Annotated in this window: 14 protein-coding genes and 1 tRNA gene; 8 read left to right on the forward strand and 7 right to left on the reverse strand. The window is 60.1% G+C overall.

What is annotated here, in order from left to right:
• Nucleotides 1–89 precede the first annotated feature (89 nt).
• A complete protein-coding gene (locus tag ACSQ25_RS23450; protein WP_436108154.1) occupies nt 90–1,511 on the reverse strand; it encodes a S41 family peptidase in 1,422 nt (473 codons plus the stop codon).
• 544 nt (nt 1,512–2,055) lie between these two features.
• Here ACSQ25_RS23450 and ACSQ25_RS23455 point away from each other — a divergent pair.
• From ACSQ25_RS23455 to ACSQ25_RS23465, 3 genes are all read left to right on the forward strand, one after another.
• On the forward strand, nt 2,056–4,125 hold the full coding sequence (locus ACSQ25_RS23455) for a M13 family metallopeptidase (protein ID WP_436108155.1): 2,070 nt from the start codon (nt 2,056–2,058) through the stop codon (nt 4,123–4,125).
• Between the two features lie 85 nt (nt 4,126–4,210).
• Entirely contained in the window at nt 4,211–6,271 is a 2,061-nt protein-coding gene (locus tag ACSQ25_RS23460; protein WP_436108156.1) for a M13 family metallopeptidase, read from the forward strand.
• Nucleotides 6,272–6,444: 173 nt separating this feature from the next.
• Nucleotides 6,445–7,605: a polysaccharide deacetylase family protein gene (locus tag ACSQ25_RS23465; RefSeq protein ID WP_436108157.1), complete on the forward strand. Its 1,161-nt coding sequence runs from the start codon at nt 6,445–6,447 to the stop codon at nt 7,603–7,605.
• A 98-nt stretch (nt 7,606–7,703) separates the two neighbouring features.
• Here ACSQ25_RS23465 and ACSQ25_RS23470 read toward each other — a convergent pair whose 3' ends face one another.
• The 3 genes from ACSQ25_RS23470 to ACSQ25_RS23480 all read right to left on the reverse strand — a co-directional run bounded on the left by ACSQ25_RS23470 (nt 7,704) and on the right by ACSQ25_RS23480 (nt 12,233).
• Nucleotides 7,704–9,149 (reverse strand): hypothetical protein, encoded by a 1,446-nt coding sequence (locus tag ACSQ25_RS23470; RefSeq protein ID WP_436108158.1) that lies wholly within the window; start codon nt 9,147–9,149, stop codon nt 7,704–7,706.
• A 151-nt stretch (nt 9,150–9,300) separates the two neighbouring features.
• Nucleotides 9,301–9,489, reverse strand: coding sequence for a hypothetical protein (locus ACSQ25_RS23475; RefSeq protein ID WP_436108159.1), 189 nt, complete (start codon nt 9,487–9,489; stop codon nt 9,301–9,303).
• A gap of 50 nt (nt 9,490–9,539) precedes the next feature.
• Nucleotides 9,540–12,233, reverse strand: coding sequence for a hypothetical protein (locus ACSQ25_RS23480; RefSeq protein ID WP_436108160.1), 2,694 nt, complete (start codon nt 12,231–12,233; stop codon nt 9,540–9,542).
• On the opposite strand from ACSQ25_RS23480, the gene ACSQ25_RS23485 reads away from it, so the two are divergent.
• Nucleotides 12,232–12,498: a hypothetical protein gene (locus ACSQ25_RS23485; protein ID WP_436108161.1), complete on the forward strand. Its 267-nt coding sequence runs from the start codon at nt 12,232–12,234 to the stop codon at nt 12,496–12,498. The two genes, ACSQ25_RS23480 and ACSQ25_RS23485, sit on opposite strands and share 2 nt — an antisense overlap.
• A 377-nt stretch (nt 12,499–12,875) precedes the next feature.
• On the opposite strand, the gene ACSQ25_RS23490 is transcribed toward ACSQ25_RS23485, so the two are convergent.
• Nucleotides 12,876–13,751 (reverse strand): c-type cytochrome, encoded by an 876-nt coding sequence (locus tag ACSQ25_RS23490; RefSeq protein WP_436108162.1) that lies wholly within the window; start codon nt 13,749–13,751, stop codon nt 12,876–12,878.
• Between the two features lie 195 nt (nt 13,752–13,946).
• Here ACSQ25_RS23490 and ACSQ25_RS23495 point away from each other — a divergent pair.
• A tRNA-Arg gene (locus ACSQ25_RS23495) sits at nt 13,947–14,022 on the forward strand.
• Between the two features lie 192 nt (nt 14,023–14,214).
• Here ACSQ25_RS23495 and ACSQ25_RS23500 read toward each other — a convergent pair.
• Complete coding sequence (locus ACSQ25_RS23500) at nt 14,215–14,640, reverse strand: hypothetical protein (protein ID WP_436108163.1); 426 nt, start codon at nt 14,638–14,640, stop codon at nt 14,215–14,217.
• A 73-nt stretch (nt 14,641–14,713) separates the two neighbouring features.
• Nucleotides 14,714–15,757 (reverse strand): hypothetical protein, encoded by a 1,044-nt coding sequence (locus tag ACSQ25_RS23505; protein WP_436108164.1) that lies wholly within the window; start codon nt 15,755–15,757, stop codon nt 14,714–14,716.
• A gap of 421 nt (nt 15,758–16,178) precedes the next feature.
• Here ACSQ25_RS23505 and ACSQ25_RS23510 point away from each other — a divergent pair, with 421 nt between their 5' ends.
• From ACSQ25_RS23510 to ACSQ25_RS23520, 3 genes are all read left to right on the forward strand, one after another.
• Nucleotides 16,179–17,468 (forward strand): nucleotide sugar dehydrogenase, encoded by a 1,290-nt coding sequence (locus ACSQ25_RS23510; protein ID WP_436108165.1) that lies wholly within the window; start codon nt 16,179–16,181, stop codon nt 17,466–17,468.
• A 91-nt stretch (nt 17,469–17,559) separates the two neighbouring features.
• On the forward strand, nt 17,560–18,606 hold the full coding sequence (locus ACSQ25_RS23515; RefSeq protein WP_436108166.1) for an SDR family oxidoreductase: 1,047 nt from the start codon (nt 17,560–17,562) through the stop codon (nt 18,604–18,606).
• Nucleotides 18,607–18,636: 30 nt separating this feature from the next.
• Nucleotides 18,637–20,040 (forward strand): TIGR03013 family XrtA/PEP-CTERM system glycosyltransferase, encoded by a 1,404-nt coding sequence (locus tag ACSQ25_RS23520; protein WP_436108167.1) that lies wholly within the window; start codon nt 18,637–18,639, stop codon nt 20,038–20,040.
• Nucleotides 20,041–20,123 lie beyond the last annotated feature (83 nt).

The raw sequence follows: 20,123 nt of genomic DNA on the forward strand, positions 1-20,123 counted from the left end.
GAGTTGCCCCCAAGATGCGACGATTCTACACCCTCGCTTCTGACCTGGGAATTGTCGAAACCGGCAGTTTAGAGGGGAAAACCTAGCCTTCAGCGCGCGTGCTGCGCCAGGGTGGCGCCCCCCGCGCGCCGCGACAGCTGCACCTTTTCGCCCTTCAGGTGGCGCAGGGCCTGGGCCAGCTGGAAGTCGTCGGCGCTGCCGTAGTCGACCGGCTTGCGCTCGCGCGCCTCGGCCAGCAGGCGCATCTGCTCCTCGATGTCCTCGGCGCGCGTGGCTTCTTCCTTGTCGCGGTCGTTCGACAGGTGGCGTTCGAGGTCGGCCTCGCGCATGCGCAGCGCGTTCAGGCCGTCGCCATCAAGGGTTTCGTCGACCGGTAGGTCGGGCACGATGCCGCGCGCCTGGATCGAGCGCCCGGCCGGGGTGTAGTAGCGCGCCGTGGTCAGCTTGACGGCGGCGTCGCGTCCAATCGGGCGGATGGTCTGCACCGAACCCTTGCCGAAGGTCTGGCTGCCCAGGATGGTGGCGCGCTTGTAGTCCTGCAGCGCGCCGGCCACGATCTCGGAGGCCGAGGCCGAGCCGGTGTTCACCAGCACCACCATCGGCAACTTCTTGAAGGCCGGCGGCAGGGTCGACAGGGGGTCGGCGCCGCTGCGCAGCATGTAGAACTCGGGGCGGCCGTAGAAACGCTGGCGCGAATCGGCCAGTTGACCGTTGGTGGAGACGATCTCGGCATCCTTGGGCAGGAAGGCGGCGGCAACCCCGATCGCGCCCTGCAGCAGGCCGCCCGGGTCGTTGCGCAGGTCGAGCACCAAGCCTTTCATGTCGGGATTGGCGCGGTACAGCGCCTGCAGCTTGGCCGCCATGTCGTCCACGGTCGGCTCCTGGAACTGCGAGATGCGCAGCCAGGCGTAGCCCGGCTCCACTATCTTTGCCTTGACGCTCTTCTGGACGATTTCGCTGCGCGCGATCGTGAAGCGCAGCGGGGCAGGGCTGTCCTTGCGCGCGATGGTCAGGGTGACCCGGGTGCCCGGCTCGCCGCGCATGCGCTTGATCGCTTCGTCGATCGGCAGCCCCTGCACCGGATGGCCGTCGATCTGGGTGATCAGGTCGCCCTCCTTGATGCCGGCATGCCAGGCCGGCGAATCCTCGATCGGGGCGACGATTTCGACGAAGCCGTCCTCGCTCTCGGAAATCTCGATGCCCAGGCCGACGAAACGGCCTTCGGTGCCTTCGCGCAGTTCGCGGTAGGCGCGCGGGTCGAGGTAGGCCGAGTGCGGATCGAGCGAGGCGACCATGCCGGAAATCGCTTCCGACAGCAGGGCCTTGTCCTCGACCGGCTCGACGTAGGCGGACTTGATGACGCCGTAGACGTCGGCCAGCTGGCGCAGCTCGGCCAGGGGCATGCCCGCGTCGACCGGCTTGTAGGCCAGGGCGGAAAACTGCATGGTGACGGCGACCCCGGCGATGGCGCCCAGGCCGAGGAGACAGGAATTCTTGAAAGTGGAGCCCATGGTTCACCCGGTATGAGCGCTGCTCGCTGCGATGGCGCGCCGCGGCGCCTGCGGCTGATGTTACACCTGTATTGGCACATGAGTTAGCGCGAGGCCAGTATAAACCCGAACGCCCGCGGCTGCTTTGAAGCAGACCTCATTTGTTACGGATTGCTCGGCTTGGTAAGCAATTGTAAGAGTCGAATCGGACGGGGGGTGCCGACCTTATAGTCAATCTCAGTTTTTCTCTCTCTCCACTTTTGAAGTGGTCTTTGCCCGCGGCCCCCTCCGCGGGCTTTTTTATGTCCGGACGCAGCTCATCTTGTTGTGACGTACCAACACATGCATATGCGATATCACCCTATCTGCATGTATCGAAAAGTAAAAAAGCCCCACAGGCGGTTGCCGCCCCTTGCCCACCCGCTAGAATGCCTGAAGCCTGTACCGTCGAGGACGGTGGCTGAGACGGCCGACAGTTGAACACTGACGGCGCACAACGATGAGACCGGCCACAAGCCGGCCGCTATTTCCCAACCCAGTATTCCAAGCAATCGAGGACTATTCCGTGAAGCGAATCCTTCTGAGCACCCTGACGCTGACCCTGGCGGCAGCCTTTGCCAACGCGGCGGACAATTCGGCCACTGCGGCGGCTGCAAGCGCCAAGCCGGTCGCCGCACCGATCTCGGGCATCGACACCCAATATATCGACACCAGCGTGCGCCCGCAGGACGACTTCTTCACCCACCTGAACGGCAAGTGGCTGAAAGAGACCGAGATCCCGAGCGACAAGGCCAGCTGGGGCACCTTCATGAAGCTGCGCGACGACACCACGCCGCAGATCAAGGCCATCATCGAAGCAGCGCAGGCCGACAAGTCGGCCAAGCCTGGGTCCGAAACCCAGAAGATCGGCGACCTGTACGCCAGCTACATGGATGAAGCGCGCCGCGAAGCCCTGGGCGTCAAGCCGCTGAACCCGGAGCTGCAGAAGATCCGCGCGCTGAAGGACAAGAAAGGCCTGCCGGCCCTGGCCGCCCACCTGTCGAAGATCGGCGTGTCGACCCCGTACGGCATCTACGTCAGCCAGGACATGCGCAACTCGACCGAGCACGTCGTGTACATCTCGCAGAGCGGCCTGGGCATGCCGGACCGCGACTACTACCTGAAGCAGGACGACGCCAAGCTGGCCGAAGTGCGTACCAAGTACCTGGCGCACGTCGAGAAGACCCTGCTTCTCGCCGGCGAGAAGAATGCCGCGGCCCAGGCCAAGGCCATCGTCGATTTCGAGACCGAGCTGGCCAAGGTGCAGTGGACCCGCGTCGAGAACCGCGACCCGGTCAAGCGCTACAACAAGATGAGCGTGGCCGAGCTGGGCAAGCTGGCCCCAGGCTACGACTGGAAGGCGGCGCTCGGCGCGGCCGGCATCGGCAACAAGGTCGATACCATCATCGTCAACCAGCCGAGCTACTTCAAGGGCCTGAACGAGGTGCTGGCCAAGACCGATCTGTCGACCCTGAAGTCCTACTTCGAATGGCAGCTGCTGCGTGAATACTCGCCGCTGCTGTCGAAAGCCTTCGTCGAACAGAGCTTCTCGTTCTACGGCACCGCGCTGAGCGGCGTGAGCGAACAGGCCCCGCTGTGGAAGCGCGGCGTCGGCGCGGTCGAGGGCGCGCTGGGCGAAGCGGTCGGCAAGCTGTACGTGAAGCAGCACTTCCCGGCCGAGCGCAAGGCACGCATGGAAGAGCTGGTGAAGAACCTGATCATCGCCTACGGCCAGTCGATCGACAACCTGGAGTGGATGAGCCCGGACACCAAGAAGGAAGCCCGCGCCAAGCTGGCCAAGTTCACCCCGAAGATCGGCTATCCGGACAAATGGCGCGACTACTCGAAGCTGAGCATCAAGCGTGACGACCTGATCGGCAACGCGATGCGTACCGCCAACTTCAGGTACAACTACCAGCTGAACAAGCTGGGCAAGCCGGTCGACCGCAGCGAATGGGGCATGACGCCGCAGACGGTCAACGCCTACTACCGCAGCACGACCAACGAGATCGTGTTCCCGGCCGCGATCCTGCAGCCGCCGTTCTTCGACATGCGTGCCGACGACGCCGTGAACTACGGCGGCATCGGCGCCGTGATCGGCCACGAGATCGGCCACGGCTTCGATGACAAGGGCAGCCAGTCGGACGGCGACGGCAACCTGCGCAACTGGTGGACCGAGCAGGACCGCACCGCCTTCAAGGCCCGCACCGACAAGCTGGTCAAGCAGTTCGACGGCTTCTCGCCGCTGCCTGGCTATAACGTGAACGGCGAACTGACCCTGGGCGAGAACATCGGCGACAACGCCGGCCTGTCGATCGCCTATAAAGCCTACAAGCTGTCGCTGAACGGCAAGCCGGCCCCGGTCATCGATGGCCTGACCGGCGACCAGCGCTTCTTCATGGGCTTCGGCCAGGTGTGGCGTTCGAAGATGCGCGAAGCGCAGCAGATCAACCAGGTGAAGACCGACCCGCATTCGCCGGGCCAGTTCCGCGCCAACGGCACCGTGATGAACATGCCGGAGTTCTACGAGGCCTTCAACGTGAAACCGGGCGACAAGATGTACCTGGCGCCGCAGGACCGCGTGATCATCTGGTAATCAGGTAGCAAGCCCAAACGGGCCGGCGGCGCAAGCTTCCGGCCCGTTTCACATAACGACAACAAGAAACCCACGGAGAGAAGCAATGAAACGACATATCCTGAGCGCCGCGGCGCTCGTCCTGGTGGCCTCGATGGCCCAGGCGGAATCCGCGAAGACCACCACCGGCGGCAAGGCCGCACCGAAGCTGTCCGCCGGCATCGCGCTCGACTACGTCGAGCCGTCCGTGCGCGCGCAGGACGACTTCTTCCAGCACCTGAACGGCAAGTGGCTCAAGACCGTCGAGATCCCATCCGACAAGTCGAGCTGGGGCGCCTTCCACAAGCTGCACGACGACACCCAGCCGCAGCTGCGCGCGATCATCGAGAAGTCGGCCGCAACCAGGAACGCCCGCGCAGGCTCGGAAGAGCAGCTGATCGGCGACTTCTTCGCCAGCTACATGGACGAAGCGCGCCTGGAACAGCTGGGCATCACCCCGTTGAAGGGCGAGCTGGCCAAGATCGCCGCCCTCAGGGACAAGGCTGAACTGCCGGCCACCTTCGCGCGCCTGGGCCGCGTCGGCGTCACCGTGCCCTTCGGCTTCTACATCCACCAGGACGCCAAGGACTCGACCAAGTACGTGGCCGACCTGTACCAGGGTGGCCTGGGCATGCCGGACCGCGATTACTACCTGAAGGCGGACGACGCCAAGCTGGCCGACACCCGCGCCAAGTACCAGCAGCACGTCGAGAAGATGCTGGCGCTGTCGGGCGACACCAACGCCGCTGCGAATGCGAAGGCCGTGGTCGACCTCGAGACCGAACTGGCGCGCGTCCAGTGGACCAAGGTCGAGAACCGCGATCCGATCAAGACCTACAACAAGGTGGAACTGGCCAAGCTGGCCGAACTGGCGCCGGGCTATGCCTGGGACGCCTGGCTGGCGGAATCCGGCATCAAGGGCAAGACCGACTACGTCATCGTCAGCCAGCCGAGCTACCTGAAGGGCATGGCCGAGATCGTGAACCGCGTGCCGCTCGAAACCTGGAAGCTCTACCTGCAGCTGCACACCGTGAACGGCTACGCCAACTACCTGTCGAAGGCCTTCGTCGACCAGCGCTTTGCCTTCCACGGCACCACGCTGTCGGGCGCGCCGAAGCTGGAACCGCGCTGGAAGCGCGGCGTGTCGACCATCGAGGGTTCGCTGGGCGACGCGGTGGGCAAGCTGTACGTGAAGCAGCACTTCCCGGCCGAGCGCAAGGCGCGCATGGAAGTCCTGGTGAAGAACCTGATGGAAGCTTACCGCACCTCGATCGATACCCTGGACTGGATGAGCCCCGCCACCAAGAAGGAAGCCCAGGCCAAGCTGGCCAAGTTCACCCCGAAGATCGGCTACCCGAACAAGTGGAAGGATTACTCGTCGCTGAGCGTCAAGCGTGATGACCTGGTCGGCAACGTGATGCGTTCGCGCGAAGTGGAATACAACCGCGAGCTGAACAAGCTGGGCAAACCGATCGACCGCGACGAATGGGGCATGACGCCGCAGACCGTCAACGCCTACTACAACCCGGAACTGAACGAGATCGTGTTCCCGGCCGCGATCCTGCAGCCGCCGTTCTTCGATGCGAAGGCCGACGACGCGGTGAACTACGGCGGCATCGGCGCCGTGATCGGCCACGAAATCAGCCACGGCTTCGACGACCAGGGTTCGCAGTATGACGGCGACGGCAATATGCGCAACTGGTGGACCGAGGAAGACGGCAAGCGCTTCGCCGAGAAGACCAAGGTCCTGATCCAGCAGTACGCCGGCTACAGCCCGCTGCCGGGCTATAACGTGAACGGCGAACTGACCCTCGGCGAGAACATCGGCGACAACTCGGGCTTGGCGATCGCCTACAAGGCCTACAAGCTGTCGCTGAAGGGCAAGAAGGCGCCCGTCATCAACGGCCTCACCGGCGACCAGCGCTTCTACATGGGCTGGGGCCAGGTGTGGCGCGCGAAGATGCGCGAGCCGGCCCAGATCAATCAGGTGAAGACCGATCCGCACTCGCCGGCGCAGTTCCGCGCCAACGGCACGCTGAAGAACCAGCCGGGCTTCTACGAAGCCTTCGGCGTGAAGGAAGGCGACAAGATGTACCTGGCGCCGAAGGACCGCGTGATCATCTGGTAAGGACCTGAATCGGTTGGACGGCGCATTGCGCTGTCCAACTGTGAACTGCCGACCTTGCCACTGCAACGTTCAGTTGTTTAAAAGTATCAGATTTGAGTGTCATTCCCATCAAGTAGAAGATTTGTCGCATGTATTGACGGAGGAGAACTTACAATGCAGTGTCGCAACCATAGATGGTTGCTCTCCTGCATTGCCTTCTTGTCAGCGGCAACTTCTATATGCGATTAAAAATTTCTCTTCTGTTCGCCGCGCGATCTCTGGGGCTGTTTGCATTGTCACGGTATGTCAGCAACGATCATGTTCGGGTGCTCTGCTACCACGGCGGCTGTGTTGGTGACGAATCTCAATACAATTCCAAGTTGTTCACGTCGCAAGCGCATTTTCGCGAACGCCTTGACTGGATGCAGGCGGCGGGTTTTCGCTTCATCAGCCTCGACGAAGCGACCGACATCGATAAGGGCCAGCCGGCCGACCAGCCGCGGGTCGTCATCACCTTTGACGACGGCTGGCACACGACGGCGGCATGCCTGTTGCCAGTCTTGGCCGAACGCCAGATCCCATCGACTCTGTATCTGTGTACCAAGCACTTTCTCGAAGGCTGGCCAGTTCCCACGGTGAGCGTCCACTACATCCTGTGGAAGACGCGACAGGACACTGCCGTCGTCAATGGCCTCTGTCCTGATCTCGACGGCAAGTATGACCTCAGTAACGTCCATGAGCGCAAGCAACTCATCACGCGCGCAATAGCATTCGTCAAAACAAAGCATAGTCGCGCAGAAGTATGCGATGCACTTGAAAGCTTCGCGCTCTGCCTGGGCATTTCGCCGTCTCAGCTCGACCTGGCAAGCCGACGCTTTGAGTATGCATCGAGGGAAGAGATCCAGACGGCCAGTCTCACCTGCGCAATCGAAGCACACGGACATGTGCATAGCTATCCGGCAGGTGCGCCGGATCGCTTTGCCGAAGACCTCCGCCGTTGCTCAGATGAGATTGCTGCACTCGGGCTGCCGCGTCCGCGCCACTATTGCTATCCGAGCGGTGCGCACGACGAGGCTGCAGCCCGCGTGCTGCACCAGAATGGCATGAAGTCGGCGACGACCTGCGCCACTGGCTTGATGGAGGTAGGTGAACGCGACAGCTACTATTACCTGCCACGGTTCCTGGACGGAGGGAGTGTTCATCAAATTGAGTTCGAGGCCGAAATGAGCGGTTTTTCTGAACTCGTCCGCGCTCGTTTGCTGCATCCGTTATCAGTATTGCGCGAAGAGGGGCTCGTGGGCCTGGCCAGACGCTGGTTGCAGAGGCAGCCACGCGCTGCCGATGCAGTCCAATAATGGCAGCACATATTTAGCGAGAGCGAAAAAAACGGCCGCGATGAGATCGCGGCCGTTTTTCATGGAGCGCCATACAGTGGCGCCGTCCATATGCTTTTTTACTGCACGATGCTGGAATAGCTGCAGGTCTTGGCGTAGCCCGGCGCAGGATCGCCGAAAACGGAAGACGAGCAAAGTACCGGACCAGTCAGGACCTTGCTGACGTAGCCTTTGGTGGCGCTGCTGTAGCGGACCTTGCGTGTGCCGATGAAGACACACATTTGTCCTTCGGTTGCGCAGGCGGTATAGGTTTCCGTGGTCGGCGTCGGCGTCGGGGCAGGCGCAGGCGCAGGTGCAGGCGCAGGTTCCGTCGTCGAGCTGGCTGCTTCATAGGCGCCGATGTCGAGCTTGCCCGACACTGGTCGGGATTCGCCCAGGGCAACATGTTTGTACTGGGCAGTCGGCGCCAGCGACACGCCTGTTGCCGAGGTGCCCGGCACGGAAGCGGCATCGATCACCAGTGCGTTCGCGGTCGGACGCAGGTCGAAACCGGCACGGCTGACGAATCCCGGCGACAGGGCGCGATAGTTAGTCTTCTGCACGGCGCTGCTCTGGTTGGTCACGGTACCCACGCCTGCAAAGATATTGTTCTGCAGAAGGATAGGGGTGGTAACGCCACTGCCGACGACGACGAAGTTGCCGCGCGAGCTGTCATCGTTGAGGAAAGTATTGTTCACGATGTACAGGTCCTTGCCGGGATTGCTTGCGCCTTCCATACCGTAAGCGACCAGATTCGGGTTGTCATGCAGTGCAGGCTGGTGGATCACGTTGCCGATGATGTAAGACGTGCCGGCATTCGGCAGATCGATTTCATAGCTTGGCTTACCGGTCGCGGTGCTGCCCGTCTGGCCTGGCGCAGTCGTCGAGAAACGATTGAACGCGATCATGTTGACGCGTGCGCGCGACTTCAGGTTGTGGCCGACAACGGCATCGTGCGAGAAGTTGTAGCGGAAGGTCAGGCTGCCGGCGTTGCCGATGTACAGGTTGTGGGTCTGCCCAGTGCCGTTGCCGTTATGACCGAACTCACTGTTTTCGATCACGATATTGCTGGCCGTGTTCACACCGCTCAGGATGCCGTTCTCGTTGTCATGCAGGAAGGCCTTGCGCAGGGTGAAATTCGTTCCCTCGAGACGGAGCGCAGCACCGTTTCCGTCGGCAACCTTTGCGCCAAGCATCTCGACGTTTTCAACCACGATATTGCTGCCGATAACGACCCAAGTACCTTTACCCATGGCGTTCTTGCCCGCCGCGTCAATTTTTGGACGACCGTTAACGCCACGAATCGTGAGATTGCTGGCGTAAATACCGCATACATCACCGGCATAGGTCTGATTGCCCTGGATTTCGATCAGGTCGCCAGTCTTGGCGACTGCGAATGCCTTGCATGGCGATGCGTAGGTCTTGCCTGCGCCGACGCTCAGGGTAGCGGCCGATGCCGGCAGAGCAGCGACCATGCCGGCCAAGATTGCGCTGGTACGCAGAGTAGAAACAAAAAGCTTATGCATCAATGTACCTCAGGTCAGAGTAACAAGATATGTGTCTTAAGGAAATTTCCTGCGACACATTTCCGACAAGAATATACGATGCCGTCTGTAAAATCACGTAACCAATTGTAACAGTCAGAAATTCTGACAAGAATTGTTTCGACTTTGGCACTCATACATCGTCGTCTATCGGGCGCGATCTTGCGTCATCATGAACATATTGTGCTGCGGCTCCCGGGCTGGCATGTGCAGAGAAAATACTTGATGCAACTAAAGATTGCTCAGTCACTTGCAAAATTGAGAGATGGTTACTTGCCAACACGGCCCCTGCCGAGCAAAAAAAAACGGTCGCGATTTTCATCGCGACCGTTTCTCATAGCGCACTGTAAAGTGCGCTAACTAATTGCTTCGTTACTGCACGATACTGGAGTAGCTGCAAGTCTTGGCATAGCCTGGAGCAAAATCACCAAAAGTCTTGGCCGAGCAAAGGACCGGTCCAGTCAAGACTTTACTGGTGTAACCCTTGGTGGCAGTGCTGTAGCGGACCTTGCGAGTGCCAGTGAACGAACACATTTGCCCTTCGGTTGCGCAGGCGGTATAGGTCTCCGTCGCCGGTTGCGTGGTCGTCGTCGTCGTCGTGGTCGTGGTCGTCGGAGCCACTGCGGTCGTCGTCGATGCCGTCGACGTCGTGGACGTCGTGGACGTGCTGGAGTAGCTGCAAGTCTTGGCGTAACCGGGTGCAGGATCTCCGAAGACGGAGGACGAGCAAAGGACCGGGCCAGTCAGGAGCTTGCTGACGTAGCCTTTGGTGGCGCTGCTGTAGCGAACCGTGCGCGTGCCGGTGAACGAACACATTTGCCCTTCGACAGCGCAGGCGGTGTAAGTCACCGTCGTAGGCGTCGTCGTCCCTGGGGCCGGAGCCGGAGCCGGTGCTGGTGCTGGTGCTGGTGCCACTTCCGTGGTGGTGCCCGATGTGGTGGTTCCACGCGGCAAAATAGCGAATTGCGGCGACAGCGAGTAGTTCGGCTTGACGGTACGCGACATGAACTTACTCCATGCAGCGGCACCTTGGGTGCCGCCAGCAGTGGCCGCATAGGCCATGGCCGGTTGCATGTTCGCAGGATAACCGAACACTTCGCTCGAATAACCTACCATTTCGCCGATTTTAAGGCCGAGCGAAGTAGCCATTTCGGCACTGCCACAGACCGTGCTGGTGAACTTCGTATCGGTCGACTGGTACACCTTGGCAATCGTCGTGTAGAACGGTGCCGTCGAGCTGTCGCGGACCTTCATTGTGTAAGCCGATGCACCGATCCAGCAGCCTCCAGTACCGACCATGCGTTCAATCGGGAATTTGGCTTTGAACTTCAGCACGGTCTCAGCCTTGCTGAAACCCAGCTCGGCTGCATGGCCAACGGCCGCGGTGAAGAAGTCGTCTTGCCAAGGAGCCACACCGGTACCGCTGTTATACGCCATCGCATAACCATTGGTGAGGATGCCCAGCGTATTGCTGGTCGCAGCACCGGCGGCATAGTTGGTGTTGTACCAGTCCAGGTTGGCATCGACGAAACCAGCAAAGTGGGATTTCAGCGGGTGCTTGTCCGGAGTAATGTAGGCAGTTTCGGCAAGCGTACGCAGCGTCCATGCCTGGCCGCGGATCTGGTCCGATTTCACGAGACCTTTGCCAAATCCGCGATAGTACGGATTGGACATGAACGCGCTCCACATGCCCCAGAACTGCATCTCTTCCAAGTAGTAGTAGTCACCCGTCACCAGATAGGGCACATAGGCCAAGTTCGGCTGGTGCGAGGTATCGTGGTAGTTCGGCGACTTGCACAGATCGGCTCCTGCACAGACCGGGAACGCTTCATAACGGCCGGTAGCCTTGTTGAAGGTGTCGTTGGTAAGGCCCTGGATGGTCATGTATGGATAGTCCACCAGGCTGACCGGGTGGCCGGTGTTCTTGTCACGGTAGTGCGACGACCAGCTGCCCGACAGGTCAGCGGTGCCCAAGGTGACGTCGCGGGCGCGTTTGTCCATGCTCAGCACGTAGCTGGCAGTCCAGCCCGGAAGCAGGCCGATGTCGCGGCGGCCGCCGGTGGTCGGCATGGCCGGGAGAGCCATGCCAACGCCCATCGGTTCGGTCTTGGCACCAGTCCACTCATTCTTGTAACCGGCCAGGGTGGTTTCAGCCACGACCACGCTCTGGTCATAATTTGGCACGGCATGGGTAGCGATCAGATACGCGCTGTTGAGTTTGACATTGACTTCCGGGCTGCTGCCGCCCCACCAGGCGAGCTTGCGCCAGCGTGCATGGTGCAGGTGGTTCATGCCGGCTTTGGCATACACACTCTTGCCGCCAACAATCAGGTCGGCGTCATAGGTGAAGTTGCGCGGAGCTGCTTCATAGGCCCAGTTATTCTCGACGGCCACGTCCACACGGGCCTTTTTGGCGTCGTCGTACCAGCGAATCGCGAAGCGCGCTGCCAGGTGCGGATGCTCGGCACCGCTACTGTTGGTCAGTGGTGCCGACACGTGCCATTCGTTGGCGTTGGCGCCAGCCAGCCAGACAGTGGCCTTGCCACTCTTGATCAGGTCATGCGCAGAAGCGGAATAGCGGACACCGCCGATGGTAGCGTTAAAGGTTGCGGTGAAGCCAGCGTTCAACAGGGTGGACGCCGCTGCCGGAGTCACGCTCGTTGCCGTCGTTTTGCTCATGCTCATGGTACGGCGTTCGCTGGCAGCCAGCGATGGCAACACGGCCGAAATGATGGCGTGGCGCACGGAGCCGTCAGGATGCGTGGCCTTGACGTCGAGCTGCAGCGGAATAGTCGCACCGGTGTCGAGACGGCCAACCAGCGAGGTGCCGGCTGGCAGATGGCCAGGAGCGAAGACCTGTCCAAAGGTAACTGGCACGTTGGTTTGCGCAGTTGCCGAGGTGCTTTCGAAGCGTACGTCGGTAATTGCGCCGGTAGTGGCGGTCGTGGTCGAGGTAGTTGCCGTAGTCGTTGCCGCTTCGGCAGCTCCACCGCAGGCGGCAAGGGCCGCACCGATCAGGAGGAGGGAAGTAGCGCGAGTAGTCAGAAAATGAATCGGATGCTTCATGGATTGGAACCTCTTGAAGAATGCCGGGCGAAAAATACGCCCCGTCAACTTCAAAGGTTACGGCAAAGAAAAAAAGATTCCCACTGGAATCTCCATTTATGCCCAAATTTATTCAAATTTTTGGCCTAACGCAACGCAAGATTACCCAGAATCTAACAAATATTATTCGGTAACAACAGTTTTTTTGCTAATTTTTGCTAAGTTAGTAACAAGTTTTGGCAGTGTGTACGAAACTGAAAGTAGATGTGAAGAGGGAGCTGCATAAGCCTTGCTCATACAGTTACAGAATGAAAAGGGTTGATCTGCGTCATTTGCCAAGGCCTCGCTTGCATGACGGCTGGTTCAGCAGCCCGTAACCAAGGGGCGTCGAACATGGAGTCCAGGTCAGACAGCAAAACAGCTCGACAGTTCAGAATTTCCGCCAGCGCCGCGCGTTATCTCCGCTCGGCCGTATTGATGCGCCGGCTATCGATCACTCTCAGCTTGACGGCCTCGTGCAAGAGCCTGCAGCGTGCATCAGCACCTCGTCATTATTGAGGTAAGCATCAGACAGCAAAGCAGCTCGACAGTTCAAGATCTCTTACACGATGTCAGCGCCCAAAAAAAAGCCCGTCGAAGACGGGCTTGTACGGGCATTGCGTTTTATTTCAAGGAACTCACCATATAATCCACGGCTGCCTTGACATCGGCATCAGGCACGCTTGCGCCACCTTTTGGTGGCATCACGCCGGTTTTGCCTTGGAATCCCTTGATCGCGTGTTCATATAGCGTTGCGTTGCCTTGGCTGACACGCGTTGCCCAAGCGGCCTTATCTCCAAACTTTGGTGCACCTGCAATGCCCGCACCGTGACAAGCGATGCACGCACTGCTATAGACACTCTTGCCTGCGTCGGTGGCGGAAGCAACAGTCGGGGGCGTAGCGGCCGGGGCCGCGGAAGCCGATTGCACAGTGGCGGGCATGGCCACTGCGGCAGCTGCTGGCGCGGTCGCAGCGTTTGCTTCAGCAGGTGTTGGCGCAGCCGGTTCCTTGAACGACGCGCCACTCTTGTTGGCCAGATAAACCACCGCGCGTTCGACTTCGAGATTGTCGAGATCCGGGTTGCCGCCCTTGGCCGGCATTGCGCGGATGCCTTCGATGGCGTGCTTGACCAGGGTGTCGTAGCCCTGGGCCAGGCGTGCGCCCCAGCCGGCGGTATCGCCCAGCTTAGGCGCACCGGCCGCGCCGCTGTCGTGGCAGGCGGCACAGACCGCGGTATACACGGCGTTTCCGGCTTGCAGGACTTTCGGTGCGTTGGCGTCGACCAGGTTGAAGCCTTCTTCGGCAAGCGGACGCAGGCGTGCATTGACGGCTTCGGCGCTCTGGCTGTCGGTGCCGGCACCAGTCAGGCGGTCGTTCGTTGCAAAAACCACGAGCAGGATAATGCCGATGACAATGACTAGGAAAAAGCCTGTGACGGCAGCAACGAGTTGCTTCGGGGTTCTGATCAGGGACTGATGTTCGTTGTGTGCGTCGCTCATGATTTCCTTAATTCTATTAAAAAAACCTGCCACTCCCGGCGCTTGCGCTCACATGCTTTTTTGCAAATGCCGTCAAACGGCCGATTATAGACGTAAAGCTGCTCTAGTGTAACGAAATTCATCCTAGGCAAGTCTCAGCCATGGACGCGGGGAGCGAAAGACTGTATCCTTCGCGTTACTTTCCGTCCCATCAATGCGGCTGTAGCTCAGTGGATAGAGTATTGGCCTCCGAAGCCAAGGGTCGTGGGTTCGATCCCCGCCAGCCGCGCCAGCAAGCCTTGGCTTTCCAAGGTTTTTGTAGAGTTTGCGAAAATTCAAACTCGATCCTTCATACGCAACTCCATTACCGGTACGACAAAAGTCGAGTCGAACGCCGATACCGGCGAAGTCGACCTGGCATGGCCGAGGCAGGCCTGGCAGGATCGGTCATCGCGTGAATGCCGCGTGCAAAGCTGGAAGCGAACTATCTGGGCTGTAAGCGCGCCGCCATGGTGTTTACCGCTTTGCCCAGCATCTGGGTTACGTCACTGACAAACGGATGCGCATCGCGCAGCTCGAACACGTAATAGCTGCTACCCAGGCGCAGGAAATCGAAGCAATAGCCAAGCAGTTCCGGCAGACGCCTGAACACCAGAGTCTTGTCGGCAATTTGCTGCTGACCAAACAAAATGCGCACCAGGCGCCTGGTTTCCGGAACCATGTAACGGCACCGTATCCCGCTGCGGTATGTCGTGTTGGCGACCGCTTCATTGTTTCCGAGCAACTGATAGCATAGGAAAGGAAACTCTGCGCCCGCATGATAGGCCAGCGGCAGGCTGCCCCAGAAGCGGCCGTTGACCTCCATCAGTGCCGACTCGCCCGTCGCCGGGTCATGCCGGTATTCGACCATCTAGTTAGGCCCGGCCTGCGGTGCCATTAGTGGCACGTCGCATCATTTAGAAATGCCAAGTGTCGGGGTGTTGCTAGCTCGGTGTCCTGCGATTGCCGTACTTGCGTGCCAGCATCCAACGGCCGAGGCGGTCGTACGCGACCTGCGACGCCATGCGTGGCAACGCATCCCAAATGGCGCCCGGCACCAGCGTGTTGGCCGAATCGCCCGCCGGCAGGGCCGCTGCGGCTCGAGCCAGTCCGCATGCCTCGAAGCGGTCGTTATTGTCCTCCAAAAATGCGCACAGCTGGGTCAGTCGGCGCTGGGTCAGGCTATGTCGGCGCGTCCGGGAAAATGCCAAGTCCTGGCTCTGGATGTATTCGAACGGATGAGTCAGTATCACCACCAAGGGGATGCCGGCTTGCCTCGCTTTTTCCAACACCTTGCGTGTTTCCGTAAAGCTGGAGCCGGCGATGGTGAGCGACTTGATATGTCGCTTGCCGCCGATTTTCCAGTCGGAAAAAGTCAATACAGGAAATTCCTGCACGCCGTGCCGCTCGTGCCGGCCGCTGTAGAGCTTGTAGGCGGCGTCGCCGCTATCGAAAACGGCCATCGCCACGTTCGAGCTGTAGGGAATGCCAACTTGGGCCAGCGCCTGATAGAGCTTGTCATCATGCTGCAGATTTCCACTACGGAAGACAAGCGGCCGTGGCAGACCCCATTCCTGAAAGGTGGCAATGCCTTGCTCAAGCAAGCTGATGGAATCGGCCACACTGCGGCCCTTGAAGTTGTCCAATGCGCCGCGGTGGCCGCGGGTCCGTTCCCACCAGTCTTCGTGTTGGAACTGGGCCCAGCACGGATGCAAATGGAGTTGAACGTCATGCCCGGCTTCATGGATGCGCTGCGCGATGGCGGCCATCGGATCGTGCTTGAAAAAATGTCGATGTAAAGTTTCGACAAAAAATGTGGCCTCGATATGGTGGCGACGGAAAGTTTCCAGCATAAAGCCAAGACCTTCCGAACGTCCATCGACATCGCACCAAACTAGCGGTTCGGCAACTGGTCGTTTCATGCGATCCGAAAACGCGCCGGCGATGCTGAATTCAGTATCGATCGTAATGCAGACTCGTGTTCGCATGGTGAAATTGTCCAGAGATAACGCCACATGGTAACACAGGGCTGCGATACAACTAGTTGTATTAAAGGCAGTAATTTCTACTTGCTGAACCGGGCCGCAGACCCGAACGGGCCGGCACTGTTCGTAGATACGTGGTAGATGCAAACGATGCAACACTCATTGATGAAATGCTATCAAAACCCTGCGCACGATTCATGCTTTCTTGGAAATTTTCTTTTAGAAAATGCTAATATCGCGATCACGATATGGATGAGCTAGGAGCAACATTGTCATGCCCAGGTCATGTCATTCCTATATCACTTTGGATGGTGTGTTGTTACTATCCCATAAATTGCACTTGAGACGTTGAGTGTACTTATGCATCGTGCTACACTAAAAGTTAGCATAATTGCAAAATTCAATTCTAGAACGGAATGCGATAATGAAAGTAGATGAAGTCGTCGCGGTAGTCGGGCTGGGCTATGTTGGCCTGCCCCTGGCAGTAGAGTTCGGCAAAAAGGGTCGTACCATCGGTTTCGACCTGTCAAGCGCCAAGGTTGAGAGCTACAAGCGTTTCATCGATCCGACCGGCGAACTTGCCTCGGACGACTTGAAAGCTTCTCGCCATCTCGAGGTCACCACCGATCCGGTCATGCTGGCACAGGCCGACTATATCGTCGTCGCCGTGCCGACCCCCGTCGACATCGCCCACAATCCCGACTTCACCCCACTGATCGGCGCCAGCAAGTCAGTCGGCAAGAACATGAAGCGGGGCGCCGTCGTCGTGTACGAATCGACCGTGTATCCGGGAGCCACCGAAGAAGTCTGCATCCCGATCCTGGAACGCGAGTCGGGACTGAAGTGGAAGGAAGACTTCCATGTCGGCTTCTCGCCGGAGCGCATCAACCCGGGCGACAAGGAGCATACCCTGACCACCATCCTGAAGGTGGTTTCGGGCGACGACGACGAATCGCTCGACCGCATTGCCAAACTGTATGAATCGGTGGTCACTGCCGGCGTCTACCGCGCGTCCAGCATCAAGGTCGCCGAGGCCGCGAAAGTCATCGAAAACACCCAGCGCGACCTGAACATCGCCCTGATGAACGAACTGGCAATCATTTTCGACAAGGTCGGCATCGATACCCTCGAAGTGCTGAAGGCCGCGGGCACCAAGTGGAACTTCCTGCCCTTCCGTCCGGGCCTGGTCGGCGGTCACTGCATCGGCGTGGACCCGTACTACCTGACCCACAAGGCCGAGATGGTCGGCTACCACCCGCAGGTGATCCTGGCGGGGCGTCGCATCAACGACGGCATGGCCAAGTTCGTGGCCGAGAAGACGGTGAAGTCGATGATCTCCTCGGGCTTCCACGTCAAGGGCTCGAAGGTCAACGTGATCGGCCTGACCTTCAAGGAAAACTGCCCGGACCTGCGCAATTCGAAGGTGGCGGACATCGTCCACGAGCTGGAAAGCTACGGCTGCGAGGTGCATGTGTTCGATCCCCAGGCCGATGCCGAGGAAGCGCAGCACGAGTACGGTATCGCGCTGCAAAGCTGGGACAGCCTGCCGAAAGCCGATGCCCTCGTTGTGGCCGTACCGCACAAGGAGGTACTGGCGCTGTCGCTGGCGGACTTCCAGTCGAAGCTCAATGAAAACGCTTGCTTCATCGACGTGAAATCGCAGTTCGATCCGAAAGCCCTGTTAGAGGCCGGTTATTGCGTCTGGCGCCTGTAATCAGTAACCAGGCCCGGCCGAGCTCCGACCGCAGCGCGAACGCTGCGGCGGCGCTGGTCTTGTATCGGTGTGAACGAGAAAGTCTCCGAAAGTGAATAAGTTTCAAGAAGTTCAGCAACACCTGCTGCAGCAGCGCTACCACTGGCTCGTGACCGGTGCGGCCGGTTTCATCGGTTCGAACCTGGTCGAGTCGCTGCTGCGCCTGGGCCAGCAGGTCACCGGGCTCGACAATTTCGCCACTGGTCACCGTCACAACCTCGAGATGGTGCGCGAGGCCGTCGGGCAGGAGGCCTGGTCGCGCTTCACTTTCATTGAAGGCGACATTCGCAGCACGGCGGAGTGCGCGCGCGCCTGCGCCGGCGTCGACTTCGTCCTGCATCAGGCAGCGCTGGGTTCGGTCTCGCGCTCGATCGACAATCCGATCACGACCAACGAGGTCAACGTCACCGGCTTCCTCAACATGCTGGTGGCGGCGCGCGATGCGAAAGTCAAACGCTTCGTCTACGCGGCATCGAGCTCGACCTACGGTGATCATCCGGGCCTCCCGAAGATCGAGGACCGGATCGGCAGCCCGCTGTCGCCCTACGCCGTCACCAAGTACGTGAACGAGCTGTATGCCAACGTGTTCGGGCGTACCTACGGCGTGGAATCGATCGGCCTGCGCTACTTCAATGTGTTCGGCCCGCGCCAGGATCCGCACGGCGCCTACGCCGCCGTGATCCCGCAATGGGTCGCGGCACTGATCCGCAACGACGAACTGCGCATCAACGGCGATGGCGAGACCAGCCGCGATTTCTGCTACATCGACAACGTCGTGCAGGCCAACCTGCTGTCCGCGCTCGCAAGCAGCGAAGCGGCCAACCAGGTGTACAACGTCGCGGTCAACGACCGCACCAGCCTGAACCAGCTGTACGGCATGATGCGCGAGCTGCTGCGGGAACAGTTCCCGCACCTGGAAGCGCACCAGCCGCAATACGTCGATTTCCGGCGCGGTGACGTGCGCCATTCGCAGGCCGACATCACCAAGGCGGCAACGCTGCTGGGCTACCAGCCGACGCACCGTATCGGCGAAGGCCTGCAACAGGCGATGGCATGGTATGTGGCGCACCTGGCACCATCGTCGAACATCACCGCATAAATATAAGTAATAAGAAAGAGGGGGGGTACCGTGTTCAGGATCTCTAACCACTACGTATCTAAGATCGTATTCCTGCTGCTCTTCGTCGAAGTGCTGGTGCTGCTGGGAGCAGCCTACGTCGGCGTCGCTTTGCGCATGCTCGAGTTCGGCGACGCGGCGGCGGCCGCCCACCTCGACCACTTCTTCACATCCGCGGTCGCGTTCACGGTGGCGATCATCTTCAGCATGAGCGCGATGGGCATGTACCAGCTCGACTTCGACGAAGGCCTGCGCCATCCCTTCTTCATGAAGCTGATGCCGTCCTTCCTGATGGGTTTCGCGATCCTGGCGCTGGTGTTCTACCTGGCACCGGAGCTGTCCTTCGGGCGCGGCACCATGGCCCTGGTCTTCATGCTGGCCGGCACCGGAATCTTCCTGGCGCGCATGGCCTTCTTCAAGTCGTCCGAAGCGCGCTTCCTGCAGTCGCGCATCATGTTCCTCGGCAGTGGGCCGCTGGCCAAGGAGTGCAGCGAGCTGGCGCAGAAGAATTCGAACTACCATCGCTATAACATCGCCGGCTTCATCCCGAGCGCGGGCGAGGAACTGTGCGTGCCTCCGGCGAACCTGCTGAAGGTGCGCGACGGCGACTCGCTGGTATCGCTGGTACGCCAGTACAATGTCTCGGAAATCGTGGTGTCGGTGCAGAACCGCCGCGGCGGCTTCCCGATCAAGGAGCTGCTCGACTGCAAGCTGCAAGGCATCCGCGTCACCGACGCCGCGACCTTCTTCGAACGCGAGACCTGCCAGATCCGCGTCGATTCGCTGCAGCCTTCGTGGCTGGTGTTCGGCGGCGGCTTCGACCAGAGTTTCGTGCGCACCTTCATGAAGCGCAGCTTCGACCTGGTGTGCAGCCTGCTGATCCTGGTGATGTCCCTTCCGCTGATGCTGCTCGCGGCACTGCTGGTGAAGCTCGAAGACGGCGGCCCGGTGTTCTATTCGCAGGAGCGGGTAGGCAAAGATGGGAAAACCTTCCGCGTCCACAAGTTCCGCAGCATGCGTGCCGATGCCGAGAAAAGCGGCCAGCCGCAATGGGCGTCCAAGAATGACCCGCGCGTCACCCGTTTCGGTAACTTCATGCGCAAGACCCGCATCGACGAGCTGCCCCAGATCCTCAACGTGTTCAAGGGCGAGATGTCCTTCGTCGGACCGCGTCCGGAGCGTCCCTACTTCGTCGAGCAGCTGATCGAAGTGGTTCCGTATTACAACGTGCGCCACAGCGTCAAGCCGGGTATTACCGGATGGGCCCAGGTGCGCTACGGCTACGGTTCCTCGGCCGAGGACGCCCTGCAGAAGCTGCAGTACGACCTGTACTACGTGAAGAACAACAGCCTGTTCCTCGACGTCCTCATCCTGATCAACACGCTCAAGGTCGTCCTGCTGCGCCGCGGCCAGTGACCGGCGATCGCCATATCCCGCCCGGCGCCGCTGCGCCGGGCCAACCCGAGCTTCATCCCTTCCTTTTAGCGCCGCCAATGCCA

The sequence above is a fragment of the Massilia sp. LjRoot122 genome (genome assembly GCF_964252725.1).
Lineage (GTDB): Bacteria > Pseudomonadota > Gammaproteobacteria > Burkholderiales > Burkholderiaceae_D > Telluria.

What these genes read in the sequence shown, in the direction of transcription:
- ACSQ25_RS23470 (WP_436108158.1), bottom strand. Translation starts at nt 9,149, where the DNA reads ATGCATAAGCTTTTTGTTTCTACTCTGCGTACCAGCGCAATCTTGGCC.
- ACSQ25_RS23460 (WP_436108156.1), top strand. Translation starts at nt 4,211, where the DNA reads ATGAAACGACATATCCTGAGCGCCGCGGCGCTCGTCCTGGTGGCCTCG.
- ACSQ25_RS23485 (WP_436108161.1), top strand. Translation starts at nt 12,232, where the DNA reads ATGGATTGGAACCTCTTGAAGAATGCCGGGCGAAAAATACGCCCCGTC.
- ACSQ25_RS23475 (WP_436108159.1), bottom strand. Translation starts at nt 9,489, where the DNA reads ATGAAAATCGCGACCGTTTTTTTTTGCTCGGCAGGGGCCGTGTTGGCA.
- ACSQ25_RS23480 (WP_436108160.1), bottom strand. Translation starts at nt 12,233, where the DNA reads ATGAAGCATCCGATTCATTTTCTGACTACTCGCGCTACTTCCCTCCTC.
- ACSQ25_RS23510 (WP_436108165.1), top strand. Translation starts at nt 16,179, where the DNA reads ATGAAAGTAGATGAAGTCGTCGCGGTAGTCGGGCTGGGCTATGTTGGC.
- ACSQ25_RS23450 (WP_436108154.1), bottom strand. Translation starts at nt 1,511, where the DNA reads ATGGGCTCCACTTTCAAGAATTCCTGTCTCCTCGGCCTGGGCGCCATC.
- ACSQ25_RS23500 (WP_436108163.1), bottom strand. Translation starts at nt 14,640, where the DNA reads ATGGTCGAATACCGGCATGACCCGGCGACGGGCGAGTCGGCACTGATG.
- ACSQ25_RS23505 (WP_436108164.1), bottom strand. Translation starts at nt 15,757, where the DNA reads ATGCGAACACGAGTCTGCATTACGATCGATACTGAATTCAGCATCGCC.
- ACSQ25_RS23465 (WP_436108157.1), top strand. Translation starts at nt 6,445, where the DNA reads ATGGTTGCTCTCCTGCATTGCCTTCTTGTCAGCGGCAACTTCTATATG.
- ACSQ25_RS23490 (WP_436108162.1), bottom strand. Translation starts at nt 13,751, where the DNA reads ATGAGCGACGCACACAACGAACATCAGTCCCTGATCAGAACCCCGAAG.